Annotated in this window: 12 protein-coding genes; 9 read left to right on the forward strand and 3 right to left on the reverse strand. The window is 66.4% G+C overall.

Features of this window, described 5'->3' with window-relative positions:
• Positions 1 to 135 precede the first annotated feature (135 nt).
• A complete protein-coding gene (locus P3L18_RS04860; protein ID WP_276113452.1) occupies positions 136 to 1,536 on the reverse strand; it encodes a styrene monooxygenase/indole monooxygenase family protein in 1,401 nt (466 codons plus the stop codon).
• Between the two features lie 419 nt (positions 1,537 to 1,955).
• Here P3L18_RS04860 and P3L18_RS04865 point away from each other — a divergent pair, with 419 nt between their 5' ends.
• Positions 1,956 to 3,200: an acyltransferase gene (locus P3L18_RS04865; protein ID WP_276113453.1), complete on the forward strand. Its 1,245-nt coding sequence runs from the start codon at positions 1,956 to 1,958 to the stop codon at positions 3,198 to 3,200.
• A gap of 332 nt (positions 3,201 to 3,532) precedes the next feature.
• Positions 3,533 to 4,210, forward strand: a complete 678-nt coding sequence (locus P3L18_RS04870) for an SGNH/GDSL hydrolase family protein (protein ID WP_231386924.1) — start codon at positions 3,533 to 3,535, stop codon at positions 4,208 to 4,210.
• Between the two features lie 28 nt (positions 4,211 to 4,238).
• Here P3L18_RS04870 and P3L18_RS04875 read toward each other — a convergent pair whose 3' ends face one another.
• Positions 4,239 to 4,841 (reverse strand): YdcF family protein, encoded by a 603-nt coding sequence (locus tag P3L18_RS04875; RefSeq protein ID WP_276113454.1) that lies wholly within the window; start codon positions 4,839 to 4,841, stop codon positions 4,239 to 4,241.
• A 138-nt stretch (positions 4,842 to 4,979) separates the two neighbouring features.
• Here P3L18_RS04875 and P3L18_RS04880 point away from each other — a divergent pair, with 138 nt between their 5' ends.
• From P3L18_RS04880 to P3L18_RS04905, 6 genes are all read left to right on the forward strand, one after another.
• On the forward strand, positions 4,980 to 6,401 hold the full coding sequence (locus P3L18_RS04880) for a wax ester/triacylglycerol synthase family O-acyltransferase (protein ID WP_276113455.1): 1,422 nt from the start codon (positions 4,980 to 4,982) through the stop codon (positions 6,399 to 6,401).
• Positions 6,402 to 6,587: 186 nt separating this feature from the next.
• Positions 6,588 to 9,965, forward strand: a complete 3,378-nt coding sequence (locus P3L18_RS04885; RefSeq protein ID WP_276113456.1) for a heterodisulfide reductase-related iron-sulfur binding cluster — start codon at positions 6,588 to 6,590, stop codon at positions 9,963 to 9,965.
• Positions 9,966 to 10,214: 249 nt separating this feature from the next.
• Positions 10,215 to 11,468, forward strand: coding sequence for a pyridoxal phosphate-dependent aminotransferase (locus P3L18_RS04890; RefSeq protein WP_276113457.1), 1,254 nt, complete (start codon positions 10,215 to 10,217; stop codon positions 11,466 to 11,468).
• Positions 11,469 to 11,604: 136 nt separating this feature from the next.
• Positions 11,605 to 13,308: an SDR family oxidoreductase gene (locus P3L18_RS04895; RefSeq protein WP_276113458.1), complete on the forward strand. Its 1,704-nt coding sequence runs from the start codon at positions 11,605 to 11,607 to the stop codon at positions 13,306 to 13,308.
• A gap of 11 nt (positions 13,309 to 13,319) precedes the next feature.
• Entirely contained in the window at positions 13,320 to 14,240 is a 921-nt protein-coding gene (locus tag P3L18_RS04900; protein ID WP_006369997.1) for a metal-dependent hydrolase, read from the forward strand.
• Positions 14,241 to 14,254: 14 nt separating this feature from the next.
• A complete protein-coding gene (locus tag P3L18_RS04905) occupies positions 14,255 to 15,394 on the forward strand; it encodes a ferredoxin reductase (RefSeq protein WP_079931155.1) in 1,140 nt (379 codons plus the stop codon).
• On the opposite strand, the gene P3L18_RS04910 is transcribed toward P3L18_RS04905, so the two are convergent.
• Positions 15,378 to 16,946: an MFS transporter gene (locus tag P3L18_RS04910; RefSeq protein ID WP_276113460.1), complete on the reverse strand. Its 1,569-nt coding sequence runs from the start codon at positions 16,944 to 16,946 to the stop codon at positions 15,378 to 15,380. The genes P3L18_RS04905 and P3L18_RS04910 overlap by 17 nt on opposite strands.
• Before the next feature lie 104 nt (positions 16,947 to 17,050).
• Here P3L18_RS04910 and P3L18_RS04915 point away from each other — a divergent pair, with 104 nt between their 5' ends.
• Positions 17,051 to 17,659 (forward strand): TetR/AcrR family transcriptional regulator, encoded by a 609-nt coding sequence (locus tag P3L18_RS04915; protein WP_276113461.1) that lies wholly within the window; start codon positions 17,051 to 17,053, stop codon positions 17,657 to 17,659.
• Positions 17,660 to 17,710: the final 51 nt, after the last annotated feature.

Here is a 17,710-nt window from a genome sequence, read left to right on the forward strand (position 1 = left end):
GATCGCCCCGCATACGAATACAGATTCCACGCCAGCGGACCCTCGACCCCGAAAATCAGGGTTTTCGGCCAACTTGGTGGAATCTGTATTCGTATGACACAACCGCGGCGGTCGAGAGGCCACCGGTGATACCGCTCAGGCGGGGACGGTTTCCTTCTGCTCGGGAGCGGCACTGAACTCCCCGGCCGGCGTGAACCGGGCCAGCACATCGTCGGCGGGCTCGCCGGCCACGGCGGAGATGAAGCCCAACACGTCGTCGCGAGACTTCAACGACAGCAACGGATTCGGGTCGGACAGCAGTCCGAACAAGGCGGAGGCGATGTCGGTGTTCACCGCCGCCGCCGGGAACGCGAGCTCGAGGTGGGTGGCGAAGTCCGGATCGCCGAGGTACAGACGGGTGACCTCGGTGGCTGCGTGACCACGTCGCTCCCAGTGCTTTTCGAACTCGCTGGTCAGCCAGTTCTCGTCGAGGGCGGCATTCGGGTCATCGGCCAACCGGGCGCGAGCCGCCTTCACCAGTTCGGCAACCTGGATGAGGGTGTTCGCCGCACCCTGACCCGCAACCGGGTCGACGGCGATCGCGGTGTCGCCGATGGCGGCGACCACATGACCACTTGCGGTGTGTCCGACGGCCTTACGAACCGTCGGGGTCACCGCGCCGGTCAGCCAGGAGTACGGATCGGACTCGATCACCTGCAGTTGCGAGACCACCGGGGCGTCCTTCGGGAAGAACTTCTCGAAGATGTCGAGGACGGTCTGGCGTGCCGATCGTGCGTCGACGACGTTGTCGATGAGCGGAGCCCACTGCCCGTCGGGCTTGGCGAACACGATGAACGACCACGTCGATCCGGCATCCTTGTGCAGGAACGGGCCGACGAAGATCTCGCCGTTGTCGCTGTCGAGATTGAACAGCGAGTGCTGCCCGCCCTCGCGCGAGCGGTAGGCGAATGTGTCCGGGCCGTGGTCGACACCCTCGAGGGTCACCTGCAGAAGCCGGCGCTGCGGCTCGTGATAGTGCGTACGCGATTCGTCGACCCCGAACAGTGCCGACAGGCCACCCTTGCCGGTGGCCACGAGGGTGACGTCGTGGGCACCGGCGATCTCGTCGAGGCGAGCGGCGTCGATATGCCCCACCTCGAAACGCCCGCCACGGTCCAGGAAACGGCCGAGGCGGTCGTCGGCCCGCAGTCGCAGATCCACCGCCTGCGCGACATAGCCGTAGTCGGGATTGAATGCGAGCACATCGGCGCGCTCGTCGCCTATACCCGCGTGCAGGCGAACGCTGATGCCGGTGGTGTTGCCGACCTCGTAGAGATCCTCGATGATCTCCGCGTCCCACTCCCGTGGCTTGCCGAACAGCACGCCCACCCCTGTCGGCGGCACCTTGTCACGGAGCTCTTCGCGGTTGCGGTCGCTGTAGAGGGTGACCTCGAAGCCGGCGTCAGCGAACCCAAGCGCCGCGCTGGTCCCGGCCAGTCCGGCGCCGACGATGGCCACCGACCTCTTCGACGCTCCCCCGGTGTGCTGATCTGTCATGTGTTGTCCTCTCCCTTGTCGAACTCGTGGTCCGCTCGGATTCGATGTCGCGGATCACGCGCCGCGAGTGGCCCGAGCGGGCAGGCGCCAGCCAGCCTGCCGCGTTCGCAGGGACGGCAACAGGATTTCGTTCAGTGCAATCCCATCGGTCGCCTGCAGGGAAAGATGAGGTCAGGGCGACGCGCATCAGAAGAGCACATGTCGGATTCGCGAAATTCATGTGATGTTATTCACTTGGGAACGTACGTCCAGAATTGTCTCAGCGACCCGCAAGGTGACGCTGATACTGTGACGCTTGATCACGGATAGATCACGACGGTCTTCGGGTGCGACGACGCATCCGCACGTCGGCCGTGTCGCGGACCACCCCGCGCAACGTGGCGATCATCCGTCCCGAGCAGCCGTTCGAGAGTTGAGGAATGACGACAGCACTCACGCGCGCGACCACCACCGGCGTGCAGACGCAGGCACCTTCGGCCACCGCCTCGTCCGTCGGGCAGCGCTCCAAGCGGGCCTACCTGCACCACGTCGATCTCATCCGCGCGACGACGTTCTCCCTCGTCATCTTCGTACACTGCCTCACCCAGACCACCGACGAGTTCACCAGCCTGCCGGTCAACACCACCTCGATGCTGTTGCACTTCACCCGCAACACCTTCTTCGCGCTGACCGGCTTCGTGCTGATGTACCAGAACTTCGACAAGCGTGACTTCTCGACGTTCGCCTTCTGGCGTCGGCGCATCAAGCTCGTCATCTTCCCCTATGTGATCTGGTCGTTCATCTACTGGGTCGTCGAGGACATGTGGGTACACGGACGGCTGCGCGAGGTCCCGACGAGCCTCAACGAGTTCGGCAAACTCGCGATGTGGGGCCTCTCGGGCTTCCAGATGTACTTCCTGTTCGTGATGTTGCAGGTCTATCTGCTCTTCCCGCTGGTTCTGTGGCTGGTGCGGGCCACCGTGGGCAAACACAAGTGGGTGCTGCTGGCCAGCCTCGCCGCGCAGCTCGCGATCACCGTCACCATCACCTACTGGGAGCCACCGGCCTCGGTCGCCACGTACTGGTGGCACAACTACGCGACCTTCATCCCGTACCAGTTCTTCATCTTCTACGGGGCAATCGCCGCGGTGCATCGCGAAGAGATCGGACGCTGGCTGTCCGGTAAGGGCTGGTGGCTGTTCGGCGCATTGTTGGCCACGGCTGCCCTCGCCCTGGGCACCTACCTCTACGGGGTGTGGTACGACGGAAAGCCGGTGCACGACAACAACTCCGCGTTCTACCCCGCGCTCGTGCCGTTTCTCGTCGTGGCGATGACGTGCCTGTATGCGGTGGCCGCGCATTGGGGTGAGCACTGGCGCGAGATGACGCCGCGGTTCGCCCGCGCGGTGTCGTTCGCCTCCAACCGGTCCTTCAGCGTGTTCCTCTGCCACGTACTGGTGTTGTTCTTCATCCTGTACCCGCAGATGAACGGCAGGCCCGCGATGCTGGTTCTCATCGGCGAGCCCTGGAGCACCTTCGTCGTGTACCTGCTGACCCTGGCCGGCTCGCTGCTACTCGTCGAGATCCTGCGTCACCTTCCCGGGTCGCTCTACGTCACCGGACGCCCACGCTTGCCGATCCCGATCCCGATGCCGTGGCGTCGGGACCGGGTGTCGCAGAGCTGACCGGGCGCACCGCGAGCACCACGGCCGACGCCGGCCGATAGCAGCTCCGGGCGAGGCATTCCGTCCGCACAGCCGCGCGAATGCACAATGGACCCGTGACGTCATCGGGGACACACCACACCGCTCGGTACCTCGTCACGCTCCTGGTGATCCTCGCGGGTCTCGTCGCGGCTTGCGGCGCACCCGAACCGGCAGGCCCGGCATCATCGCCGGGTGGATCGCCCTCGGACATATCGCGGTCACCATCGGCGCCACCGACGAAGAAGTATGTGGCGCTGGGAAGTTCATATGCGGCGGGACCGGGTGGGACGCGGCTGACCGACAAGCGGTGCATGCGCTCGGCCGACAACTATCCCAGTCTGGTCGCGCGGCGCCTCGGACTCACACTCACCGACGCGAGTTGCTCGGGCGCCGTCGTGGCCGACGTCATCGACCGCGCCCAACCGGGACGGGCGAGTCGACCACAGGTCGACGTGCTCACCCCCGACACCTCGCTGGTGACCGTCACGGTGGGCGGCAACAACATCCACTACGTCGGTCGAGTCATGGCCTACAGTTGCCAGGCGGTCGGCCCGGTCGTCGGGGTACGACCCGACCACTGCAATGCCAAGCCCTCCCCACCTCCGGGTGTGCGCGAATTCGCCCATCTCACCGACGATCTGGTCCGCATGCTGCGTGTGATCCACCAGCGTGCGCCGCGGGCGTCGGTCCTGTTCGTCGACTATCTCCCGCTCGTCGACGGCACGCAGTGCGACCTGCTGCCCTTGACCACCGAGCAGCAGGCCGAAACCGACGCCGTGTATCGCGGGCTGAACGCCGCCATCGCGACCGCGTCGAAACGCGGTGACGCGCGCGTCGTGGCGGTGTCGACGGCCGGGCGAGACCACGGGGTGTGCTCACCGGTTCCGTGGCTGCTCGGATACCAGGGGCCGGCCCCCTATCACGAGACTCCGGCGGGCAAGGCGGCAATCGCCGACTTGGTGTCCGAATCGGCGCGCGGCACAACCTGATCGGCACTACAGAACCGGATCGTCGCCGTCACCATCCGGTCACCGCCGTCACCAGTGCTCTGGGTCGTGCGAGCAGCGCCTCACGGATCACGTTGCGCGCCTGCGTGATCACCGAGCACTCGCACCGCGCATCCACACCGGTGGCGTCGACACCGAGACTGCGGCACAACGCAATCGCACGCGGGATGTGGAAGTCCTGCGTGATGAGCACCGGACGATCGACGTCGTACACCGTGCGCAGGCGTCGACAGGTGTCGGCGGTATCGAACCCCGCGGGATCGTCGACGATCACCCCCGATGGCACACCGCGCCGCTCGAGATAGGTGCGCATCACCGCAGGCTCGTCTCCGGCGTCGGCAGAACCGTTGCCGGAGTTGATGATCCGAGCAGCCGCACCGGATCGGTACAGGTCCAGCGCGGTGTCGAGACGGCCCCGCACGTAGTCACCGGGTTCGCCGTCGGAGACCAGGGACCCCAACACGACGACCGTCGAGCCGCGAGGCACCCGATCCGGCGCCGGCACACGACCATAGGCAGCGACGAACACCCATGTCGCCGCGACGGTGACGACGAGTTCGACGACGATCAGCGTCACCGGGATCGCACGCCGGGCCGCGCTCCGCAGATCCACCCGCCCACCGTAGCCCGGCCCGCCGACGGGCACCCGGGACCTTTGGCCTGCGTCGATGGATCTCGTGTGGGCGCCTGCCGCAAGAGGCGGTAGTGTGATCCCAGCCACAGTTCGAGTCAGCAGGAGGGGGTGGCCCGCATGCCGTACATGCCGATCACGGAATCGATGTTTCTCATCGCCGAGACCCGCGAGCAGCCGATGCACGTCGGAGGGCTGCAGCTGTTCGTCCCGCGCGAGGGCCAGTCGTCGAACGAGCTGGCCGAGGAGATGGTCGAGCGGTTCTACGCCTGCACCGAGCTGCATTCACTGTTCCGCAAGCGCCCGGCGAGTCCGGCCAGCGTCATGGGATATACCGCGTGGTCGTTCGACGAGGAGATCGACTTCGACTACCACGTGCGCCGCGCCGTCCTACCCCGGCCCGGGCGCGTCCGCGAACTGCTGCGTTACGTGTCGCTGCACCACAGTGCCCTGCTCGATCGCAATCGTCCGATGTGGGAGGTGCACATCGTCGAGGGTCTCGACGACGGCCGCGTCGCGCTCTACACGAAGATCCATCACTCGCTCATCGACGGCGTCTCGGCGCTGCGGATGCTGCAACGGACCCTGTCCACTGATCCCGACGACCGGAACGGGTCGGCGCCCTGGGATCCGGCGCTCTATCGGCGCTCCCGTAAACCCAAGGCGCCGAACCCCTCCCGTATCCCCGTCCTGTCCGGCGCGATGGGACTGGCGGGTGCGGCTCTCGAGGTCGGCGGACAACTCGTCGGCATGGTCCCCGCCACCACCAAGATCGCGTGGACGGCGATGACCAACAAGGACTTCGCCGCACCGTTCCGTCCGGCACCCAAGACGATCCTCGACGTCCCGATCGGCAGTGCACGCCGGTTCGCCGCCCAGCAGTGGCCCACCGAGCGCCTGCGGGCGGTCGCCCAACAGATGGACATCACCCTCAACGACGTGGTCATCGCCATGTGCTCGGGTGCGCTGCGGTCCTATCTGATCGACCGCGACGCCCTGCCGTCGGCGCCACTGATCGCCGCGGTCCCGGTGTCGATGCACCTCGGCGGGCCCGACGGCAAGGACGGCAACTCGATCACCGCGATCCTGGCGAACATGGCCACCGATCAGCCCGATCCCGAGCGTCGGCTGCGTACCCTGGTGAATTCGATGCGCGAGTCGAAGAAGGTGATCCGCGGACTCGCCCCGCTCCAGGCGCTCGCGTACGGCGCCGCGACGATCGCCTCGCTGGCGTTCGCCACCATCCCCGGCTTCGTGCGGTACACGCCGCCGCAGTTCAACATCATCATCAGCAACGTGCCGGGCCCGAGTGAGCACATGTACTGGAACGGCGCTCGCCTCGACGGCGTCTACCCGGTGTCGGTCGCCATGGAGGGCCTCGCACTCAACATCACCGTCACCACGACCGCCGAGCACGTGAACTTCGGCCTGATCGGTGCCCGTAAGGAATTGCCGAGCCTGCAGCGGCTGCTGACCCATCTCGACACCGCCCTCGAGGAACTCGAGAAGGTCGCAAATGTCACACCCGCCGGTACTGACTAGACAGTAAGTTACTGGCGGGTATTCTTTTCTGGACAACTCCGGAGACCGACCGAACGTTACTTAGGTCAGCCTTGGCAGCGCTTGCACGTCCTCAGCAATTACGGTTACCCGTAGTAGACGTCGGACCCCGCGCACGTCAGCCCGCGCCGGAAGGTCTCTAGACAACCAGAGAGGGGCCGTGACGCCGTGAATGCCACGACGATCACCATCGGCACGATTGCCGCGGTCATCAGCCTGTTCTGCTGGGCGTTGTTCCTGCGCGGCGTGTGGACAATGGTCCGCGCCATCGCACAGGGTCAGCGCGTCGACAGTTCACGCTACTTCCCGATCCTCCCGCGACTGTGGACGATGCTCAAGGAGTTCGTCGGCCACACCCGGATGGTGAAGTTCCGAACGGTCGGCTGGGCGCACTGGCTGGTGATGTTCGGCTTCCTCATCGGCGCGATCTTCTGGTTCGAGGCCTACGGGCAGATCTTCGACCCGCACTTCCACTGGCCGGTCATCGGCGCCTGGAACATCTACATCTTCGCCGACGAGGTCCTCGGACTCGGCACGGTCATCGGCATCACCGTGTTGATGATCATCCGCCAGCTCAATCACCCGCGGGTGCCCGAGCGCCTGTCCCGCTTCTCCGGCTCCCGCTTCGGTGCCGCGTACTTCGTCGAGTGGGTGGTGCTGCTCGAAGGTCTGGGCATGGTCTTCGTCAAGACCTTCAAGATCTCGGCCGGCCTCGAGGATCCGCCCATCTGGACCTCCTTCTTCACCCACTACTTCGCGCAGCTCTTCGAAGGGTCGTCGGAGTACTGGGTCACCGGTGCCGCGGTCATCAAGCTGATGAGCGGCATGATCTGGCTGGCCGTGGTGGGCTCCAACATCGACTGGGGTGTGGCCTGGCACCGCTTTGCCGCGTTCTTCAACATCTATCTCAAACGCGAGGCCGACGGCGGCGTCGCACTCGGCGCGGCCAAGCCGATGATGTCGGCGGGCAAGGTCCTCGACATGGAGACCGCCGACCCCGACGTCGACGCCTTCGGCGCCGGCAAGGCCGAGGACTTCTCCTGGAAGGCGTGGCTGGACTTCACCACGTGCACCGAGTGCGGCCGTTGCCAGAGCCAGTGCCCGGCATGGAACACCGGAAAACCGTTGAGCCCCAAGCTGCTCATCATGTCGCTGCGCGACCACGCGCAGGCCAAGGCGCCCTATCTCATCGCCGGTGGACGCACCGACATGGGTGGCGACGAGGTGGGTCTCGTCGACGCCGACGGCAATCCCGACGAGGCCAAGCTCGCCAAGATCCCCGAGGCCGCACGCGCCGAGGCCGCCCGCAAGCTGGTCGGCGAGTCGGCCGGCACCGGGGCGATCGACGGTGAACTCGGTGCGGTCATCGACACCGAAACCCTGTGGAGCTGCACCACATGCGGAGCGTGTGTGGAGCAGTGCCCGGTCGACATCGAGCACGTCGACCACATCATCGACATGCGCCGCTACCAGGTGCTCATCGAGTCGGACTTCCCGACCGAGCTCGCGGGCATGTTCAAGAACCTGGAGAACAAGGGCAACCCGTGGGGCCAGAACTCCTCGGCGCGCACCAACTGGATCGACGAGATGGACATCGAGATCCCGGTGTTCGGCCAGGACGTCGAATCGTTCGAGGGCTTCGAGTACCTGTTCTGGGTGGGTTGTGCCGGCGCCTACGAGGACCGCGCGAAGAAGACCACCAAGGCCGTCGCCGAGCTGCTCGACATCGCCGCAGTGAACTTCCTGGTCCTCGGCGAGGGCGAGACCTGTACGGGTGACTCGGCTCGCCGCGCGGGCAACGAGTTCCTGTTCCAGATGTTGGCGCAGCAGAACATCGAGATGATGAACGAGGTCTTCTCGACCGCTCCACAGCAGCGCAAGAAGATCGTCGTCACCTGTGCGCACTGCTTCAACGCGCTGGGCAACGAGTACCCGCAGCTGGGCGCAAAGTACGAGGTCGTACACCACACGCAACTGCTGAACCGCCTGGTTCGGGAGAAGCGTCTGGTCCCCGTCGCGCCGCTGGGTGAGGGCGTGACCTATCACGACCCCTGCTATCTCGGTCGCCACAACAAGGTTTACGACGCCCCGCGCGAGCTGATGGCGGCCTCCGGGTCGAACCTGCGGGAGATGCCGCGCCACGGCGAACGGTCCATGTGCTGCGGCGCCGGTGGCGCCCGCATGTGGATGGAAGAGCAGATCGGCAAGCGCATCAACATCGACCGGGTCGACGAGGCGCTCGACACTCTCGGCGACAAGATCGGCGGCGACGTCCCGCAGAAGGTCGCCACCGGTTGCCCGTTCTGCCGCGTGATGCTCACCGATGGTGTGACCGCTCGAACCTCGGGCACCGAGAACGAGGGCAAGGTCGAGGTCGTCGACGTCGCACAGTTGCTGCTCGAGTCGGTCACGCGTGGGGCCCCCGAGGTCAAGCGTGGTGGACGTTTCCTCGGTCCGATTCCCAAGCCGGCACCGGAGCCGGAGCCCGAACCCGAGGAGGAGAAGGCGCCCGCCGCGGCCGCCGCATCTGCTGGTGCCACGACCGAGGCCAAGCCGAAGCCGAAGGTCGGCCTGGGCATGAAGGGCGGCAAGAAGCCCGGTGCTGCCAAGGCCGCCCCCGCGGATTCGGGTGAGACCGCCTCGGGTGACGCCGCTGCGGCCGAAAAGAAGCCCGCGGCCAAGGGATTCGGGATGAAGGGCGGCAAGAAGCCGGGCGCCGCCGCGAGCTCCGCCCCGGCGCCTGCTGCCGACGCCGGCTCGACCGAGACCGGCTCAACCGAGGCCGCAGCTGCCGAAAAGAAGCCCGCCGCCAAGGGATTCGGCATGAAGGGCGGCAAGAAGCCCGGCGCCGCCGCGAAGTCCGCTGCGCCCGCACCGGCCGAGCAAGAGTCGTCGGCCGCGGTCGCCGACGCCGCCACCGAATCCGGTGAGACCAGCGGTGCTCCGAAGAAGGCCGCCGCCAAGGGCTTTGCGATGAGTGGCGGCAAGAAGCCCATGAAGAAGCCGGGGGGCGCTGCGAAGGCCCCGGCGCAACCGAATGCGGCCGCTGCCGATGCCGGAGTGACCGCACCCGCGGAAAACCAGGTGGACGACGCCGATTCCGCGCCCGACGCCGCGGCGACCGCCGACACCGAGTCGGCAGGTTCGGTGAGCGCGGTGACCGAAGCGAGTACCGCCAAGGCCAAGGGTTTCGGCATGGCCGCAGGCAAGAAACGCCCCGGCGCGAAGGCCGCCGCGGCGGCTGCACCCGCCGCACCCGCGACAGCGCCCGAAACAACGTCGACAGCGCCCGCTGAGGAGCCGACGGCGCCCGAAGCATCGCCGACAGCGCCCGAAACAACGTCGACAGCGCCTGAGGAGACCGCGACAGCGCCTGCTGAGGAGCCGACGGCGCCTGCCGAGGACGAAACCCCTGCGGCGTCGTCCAACGGATCGGCGTCGAACGGCTCGACATCGGACGATCGGACGATCGGCGAGGTCGGTGCGTCGAAGGCCAAGGGCTTCGGATTGGCCGCGGGCAAGAAGCGACCCGGTCACCGGTCGTGACGATCGACGCCTGAAAGCTCCGCTCGCGACGAGCCCGCCCGGTTGATTCCGGGCGGGCTCGTTGCTTTCGGCTCGTCGAAGCGCTGTCGGCGCCATGGGGAGCGCTGTCGGCGAAGTGGAGGGCGCCGTCGCGGGTTTACTGGGCGCTGTCGGCGATACAGGGGGCGCTGTCGGCGAAATGGAGAGCGCTGTCGGCGCGCTCACCAACCCCGAGAAATCGATTTGCCTGCGGCTGCGACAATTGAACCCGTGAGTAGGCCTTACGTATCCCACCTGAACCAGAACCTCAAGCCGCTCGAGCAGTCCCTGAAGCTGCAGAACGTGTGCTACGAGATCAGGGGGCCGGTGCACGCGCACGCGGCCCGGTTGGAGGCCGAGGGCCACCGGATCATGAAGCTCAACATCGGCAACCCGGCGCTGTTCGGCTTCGAGGCCCCCGACGTCATCATGCGCGACATGATCCACGCCCTGCCCTACTCCCAGGGGTACTCCGAGTCCGCGGGCGTGCTGTCCGCCCGGCGGGCCGTCGTAACGCGCTACGAGCTCATCCCCGATTTCCCGTACTTCGACGTCGACGACGTCATCCTCGGCAACGGTGTCTCCGAGCTGATCACGATGACGATGCAGGCGCTGCTCAACGACGGCGACGAGGTCCTCATCCCGGCACCGGACTATCCACTGTGGACCGCGATGACCGCACTGTCCGGCGGTCAGCCGGTGCATTATCGGTGCGACGAGAGCAACGGCTGGAACCCCGACATCGAGGATGTCGAGGCCAAGATCACCGACCGCACCAAGGCACTGGTGATCATCAATCCGAACAACCCGACGGGCGCGGTCTACTCCCGCGAGGTGCTCGAGAAGCTCGCCGACATCGCGCGCAGGCATTCGCTGCTGATCCTCGCCGACGAGATCTACGACAAGATCCTCTACGACGACGCCGTCCACACCAACATCGCCTCACTGGCCCCGGACCTGTTGTGCCTCACCTTCAATGGACTTTCCAAGGCCTACCGCGTGTGCGGTTATCGCGCCGGCTGGGTGGTCCTCACCGGCCCGAAGGAGCACGCGCAGGGTTTCATCGAGGGTCTCGGCATCCTCGCCTCGACGCGCTTGTGTTCCAACGTGCCCGGCCAGCACGCGATTCAGGTGGCACTCGGCGGGTATCAGAGCATCGACGCCCTCGTCGAGCCCGGCGGCCGCCTGTTCGAGCAGCGCAACGTCACCTGGGAGAAGCTCAATCAGATCCCCGGCGTCAGCTGCGTCAAACCCAGCGGCGCGCTGTACGCCTTCCCTCATCTCGACCCCGATGTCCACGAGATCCACAACGACGAGCTGTTCGTCCAGGATCTGCTGCTACAGGAGAAGATCCTCGTGGTGCAGGGCACCGGCTTCAACCTCGACGACCACAACCACTTCCGGATCGTCACCCTGCCGTGGGCGCGTGAGCTCGGCGAGGCGATCGAGCGGATCGGCAACTTCCTCTCCTCGTACCGCCAGTAGCCAATCCGGCGTCACACGTACCCGCACACCTGCGTCCGAGCCTCGGACGTCGGTGTTCTCGTATCCGAAGCCTGCCCATTGGCTATTCCTGTAACCGTTGGTAACGTGTACTCCTATCCAGGGGATCGAGGAGTCGATGGTGAGTTGGAAGCGGCGCAGGAACGTCAACAGCGCAGGGGTGAACCTCGCACTGTTCGAGGCGGTCGCCGACGACGGCACCGCCACCGACGACGACGCGCCGACGATCCTTCTCGTGCACGGTTGGCCCGATACCCACGTGGTGTGGGACGGCGTCGCCGCCCATCTGGCCCGTCACGCACGGGTCTTCGCCTACGACACCCGCGGCATGGGTGACAGCGATCGCCCGCTGCCGGTGTCGGCGTATCGGATCGAGAATCTCGCCGACGATCTGTTCGCCGTGGCGGCCACGGTCAATCCGGGCGGCAAGGTTCACGTCGTCGCCCACGACTGGGGATCCATCCAGAGTTGGGAGGCGGTCTCGCGCAGCGGCGCCGCAACGCAGATCGCGTCGTTCACCTCGATCTCCGGGCCGAGCCTCGACCATGTCGGAGCCTTGTTGCGCCACAACATCACTCACCCGATGCCACGCAATCTGGGCACCTCCATCTCGCAGATGGTCAGCTCCACCTACATCGGCCTGTTCCATCTACCGGTGCTGCCTCGACTGTTTCTCGGAGTTCTCGGCTCCCCGCGGGTGTGGCGCGAGTTCCTGCATCTGATGGACGGCACACCGCGCGATGCGATCACCACCGCCCCGACGCTACGCCGCGACATGAACTCCGGGATCCGGTATTACCGCGCCAACATCTTTCGGCGCCTGCTGTTCCCGTCGCCGCGTACGGTCGCGGTACCGGTTCTCGAACTGCTCAACACCCGCGACTTCGCGATCCGTCCGGCAACGTTCTCGACCACCCACCGCTACGTCACCCGGCTGTGGCGCCGCGACGCCGCGACCGGGCATTGGCTGCCCTCGACGCACCCCGCCTACATCGCCGAGAACGTACGCAACCTCCTGGCCACCCTCGACGGTGATCGTCTCGTCCCCGAGAGCTTTTCGCGAACACGACGTTACGGCCCCGGCCAGACGTTCACGGGCCGGCTCGCGGTCATCACCGGAGCGGGCAGCGGTATCGGCCGCGAAACGGCACGGGCCCTCGCCGAACTCGGATGCGACGTCGTCCTCGCCGACATCGACACCACAGGCGCCGAGGTGACCGCCCGCCTGTGCAAGGAAAGCGGCTCGGCCACAGCGGTATACCACCTCGACGTCGCCGACACCGACGCCTTCATCGACTTCGCGAAGGACGTCGAGCGTGAGCACGGGGTCCCCGACATCGTCGTGAACAACGCCGCGATCGGGCTCTCCGGATCGTCGCTCGACGCCACCGACGAACAGATCGATCGCCTGTTGGAGATCGATCTTCGCGGTGTCCTCACCGGGTGCCGGGAGTTCGGCCGACAGATGGTGACCCGCGGAACCGGCGGCCACATCGTCAATCTCGCGTCCGCGGCGGCCTTCACTCCGCAACGGGGACTGGGCATCTTCGCCGCGGCCAAGGCCGGGGTGTTGCTCTACAGCGAATCGTTACGCGCAGAGCTGGCCGAGCATCACATCGGCGTCAGCGCCATCTGCCCCACCGTGCGCGACACACCGGACGCCGACGAGGTCGCCGCACAGATCGTCACGGCGATCCGCGCCGACAGGGCCGTGGTACCGGTGACACCCGAAGCCCGGATAGGTTATCGCCTCTACCGTTTCACCCCGTGGATCTCTCGTGTCATCGCCCGACGTCAGGTCGTCGGCGCGACGCGACCGTGAAAGGAACGATCATGTCTGCCCAGGCCCATTCCATCAACGACTCCCGCGAGCCCGCCGACGCCGACGGGTCCGACCCGGGCCCCGTCGAACTGCATGCCCGCAACGTTGCTTTCGACTGGACGCAGACACCACTGCACTGGATTCCCGGACACCCGGTCGCGTCGAACTTCATCAGCGTTCTCAATCTCCTTCTCCCCGAGGGCGAACGGTGGTTCGTCCAGACCTACAACGAGGCACTGCCACTGGTGCGCGACGACGAACTCGCCGCGACGATGCGCGGATTCATCGGCCAGGAGGCCATGCATGCCGAGGCCCACGACCACGTGCTGTGGGAGTTCCTCGACCACCACGGCATCGATCCGCGCCCGTTCTGTCGGCAGATGGAGTGGATCTTCCGGAAGTTGTTGGGGCCACTGGAGAAAGCCACTCCGGCGGCACGCCAGAAACACCTCATCGAACGTTTGTGGCTGATCGCAGCGCTCGAGCACTACACCGCCATCCTCGGTGACTTCGCGCTCAACAACACCTGGGTCGAGCACGGTGCCGACCCGGCGATGACGGATCTGTTCACCTGGCACGGCGCGGAGGAGGTCGAACATCGGGCGGTCGCCCACGAGGTCGCGGTGTACTTCGGCGACAGCTACCTGCGTCGCGGGCGGGCCATGCTGGTGGCACTGCCGGTCTTGCTGCTGCTCGTCAATCGTGGGTTCCGGTTCATCATGAAGTCCGACCCGACGATCGACTACAACTTCTTCCAGCGCGAGTACCACTACTTCCGCGGGGTGCGAGCCGGGGTCCTGCCGAAGCTGTGGAAGATCGTCTTCTCGACCTTCAGCTACTTCCGTCCGGGGTTCCACCCCAACGAAATCGGTTCCACCGCACAGGCCGTCGCTTATCTGGCGGCCTCACCGGCGGCCCGGAACGCGAGCTGAGGAGCTGCGACGAGATGAACCAGCGCGCACATCCCCACACGACGACGATGACCTCTCCGCCACCGCATCTCTACGGGCGCTGGCGCCACGACCCGTTGCTGACCGTCGGCACGGCCATCTCGAAGATCTGGTGGCCACTGTGGCGGCCGTTGTCGCCGCTGCACGACACCGTCGCCGACAACGGCATCACCGTGGTGCGCGTCGTCAGCCGTGAGGTGGTCGCCGAGGACGAGAACGTCGTCGCACTGACCTTCGCCGACCCCGACGGCGGGCTCCTGCAGCGCTGGCACGCCGGGGCACACCTGGATCTGCTGTTGCCGTCGGGCCGGATGCGTGAGTATTCGCTGTGCGGCGATCCCGCCGATCAGTACACCTATCGCATCGCCGTGCGCCGCATCCCCGACGGCGGTGGCGGATCGATCGAAGTGCACGACACGCTGAAGGTCGGTGATCTCCTCTCGATCAAGGGCCCGCGCAACGCATTTCCGATCTCGCTTCCTGGTCATGGCTCCGCGGCGACAAAGCTGCGGTTCATCGCCGCGGGCATCGGGATCACACCGATCCTGCCGATGCTCGCCGCCGCCGAACGCTTCGGTCTGGACTGGTCGATGATCTACACCGGCCGCTCGCCCGAGTCGATCCCGTTCCGTGACGAGGTCGCGCGCTTCGGCGACAAGGTGACGATCCGCACCGACGACGCCGACGGACTTCCGACGATGGACGCACTCCTCGGTGACGTCGACCCCGAGACCGGTCGTGCCCCATCGGGTCTCGCGGTGTACTGCTGTGGCCCGGTGCCGATGCTGGAAAGTCTGCGCCGACATCTCGCCGACCGCCCCGACATCGAGCTGCACTATGAGCGATTCACCCCACCGCCGGTGGAGAACGGCCGTGAGTTCATCGCGACCATCGCCTCCACCGGTGCCGAGATCACGGTCGGTGCAACCGAATCGCTGCTCTCTGCTGTGCAGCGCGAGATCCCGTCGGTGCCGTACTCGTGTCGACAGGGCTTCTGCGGAACCTGCAAACTCGGGACCCTCGCCGGGGCGATCGACCATCGCGACAACATCCTCACCGAGCCCGAGCGCGCCGCAGGTCAGATCCTGACCTGCGTCTCACGCGCCCAGGGCGATCACCTCACGCTCGATCTCTGACCAAGACGTCGGCGGTATCACTTTCGGCAGCAACGGAATCCGCGGCGGGCGACACGCCACGCGGCGCTCCGCGCAACAGTGCCGCTGCGGCCACTGCCGCGGCCGCGGTGATGGCCACCGCGACCCACACCGCCGAGTGCAGCCCGTCGACGAAGACGTCTTGCACGGCCGCGCGCATGGCGTCGGCCGCGGCACCCGGCGCCCGCCCGGCGACCTCGACACCGGCCATCACCGACTGTTCGGCGATGGCGCCCGCCGCATGGGGAACACCAAGCGCGGCAAGCTTGTCCCCGACCCCCGAGGTGTAGACCGAGGTGAGCACCGACCCGAGCACCGCAACCCCCAGCGTGCCGCCGACCTCGCGCGTGGTGTCGTTGACGGCACTGCCCGCACCGGCTTGTTCGGGCTTGAGCGCATCCATGATCAGTTGGGTGCACGGGCCGGAGATGAACGCCAATCCCATGGCCATCAGCGACATCGACCAGATGATCAGTTCCCAATAACCCGAAGTACGCGTGGAGAATTCGACCAGCGCGAAGCCGCCGGCCATCAGCAGCGCTCCGGCCACCACCACCGGACGTGGCGAGAAGCGGTGCGACAGCGCCATCGCGACCGGCGAGAAGACGGCCATCACCACCGCGAACGGCAGTGTGCGCACACCGGCGTCGAGCGGGCCGTATCCCTTGACTGCCTGGAAGAACTGGGTGATGAGGAAGATGAATCCGAACAGCGCGAAGAATGCGACGCTGACCATGCCTGCGGCGGTGGCGAAGTGGCGATTGGCGAAGAGCCGGACGTCGAGAATCGGATGTGCGATGACGAGTTGGCGCCAGATGAACAGCCCGATCACCACCACGGCACCGGCGAGACCACCGATGGTCCGCGGATCGCCCCACCCGAAGTGCGGCCCCTCGATCAGCGAATAGACCAGCAGGCCGAGGCCGACGATCGAGAGCAGCAGACCGCCGATGTCGAAGCGGGACACCGTCGTCGGACGTGTTCCGGGTACGACGGCGAGGATCGCGACCGCCGCGATCACTCCCATCGGCAGGTTCACCCAGAACACCGACGACCAACTGAAGTGCTCGAGCAGCCACCCACCGAGTACTGGGCCGATCGCGACCGCCACGCCCGACGTCGCCGCCCAGACCCCCACGGCCGCAGCACGTTCGCGACCCTCGGCGAAGATCGTGGTGATGAGGGCCAGGGTGGCCGGGAAGACCAGTGCGGCAAAGAGTCCCAGCCCGCCACGGGCGGTGATCAGCTGTCCCAGGGTCTGCGACTCGGCCGCGAGCGCCGAGACGGCGACGAATCCGGCGATGCCGAAAAGCAGCATCCGGCGATGCCCGTAGCGGTCACCGAGATATCCGCCGGTGACGAGGAGACCAGCGAACACGAGGGTGTAGGCGTCGACGATCCATTGCAGTCCGGAGATGCCGGCGTCGAGATCGCGCGACATGGTCGGCAGCGCGACATTGACGATCGTGTTGTCGATCATCACGAGTAGTTCGGCGAAACACAGGGCGCCCAGCGCCCACCAACGAGTCCGCATCACACGTCCTTTCGGGAAACGGCCAGAAGAGTTCTGTAACGGCGATCCATTGTTGTAGCACGTTGTTCTACACAAGAAGAACACTGTTCTAGTAGGTTGTCAATATGGCCAGTCCCTCGACGCCCGGTTCTTCGACGCGCGCTTCGTCACCCCAGCGCCGCACCCCTGCCACCGAGGTCCGGGCCAATCTGATCCGCGCCGGTCGCCGCATTCTCGAGACCGAAGGGGTCAACGGCCTCACCGTCCGGGCGGTCGCGAAGGCCGCGGGGGTCGCGCCGATGGGTGTCTACAACCACTTCGATGGCAAGGAAGGCCTGCTCGATGCCCTGGTCAGCGATGCCTTCGTCGAGTTGGGACGGGTGGTTGCCACCACCGAGGCCGACGCCACCGAGCGACTGACCCACAGCGGGCGGGCCTACCGGCAGTTCGCCCTGGACTACCCGATGCTCTACGCGCTGATGTTCTCCGCAGACTGCGATCCGGCGACCGAGGCCGCCGGGTCGGCCTTCGACGCACTCGCCGACGTCATCCGATACGGCCAGGTTGCGGGCGTGATCCGGGCGGGTGACCCGCTGGGGTTGGCGATGGAGGTGTGGTCGTGTGTGCATGGCGCGGTCAGTCTCGAACTGGCGGAAGCGGGCCCATCGTTCATCGACCCCGCACAGAACTACGCCGCGGTGATCGCACTGATCGCGCGAGGACTGCGCCCCTGACCACTCGCAGTTCGCCGACCTGGCCGAACGTCGATGCCCATCTGAGAGAAT

Origin of the sequence: Gordonia sp. N1V (assembly GCF_029269935.1) — a bacterium.
Taxonomy (GTDB): domain Bacteria; phylum Actinomycetota; class Actinomycetes; order Mycobacteriales; family Mycobacteriaceae; genus Gordonia; species Gordonia polyisoprenivorans.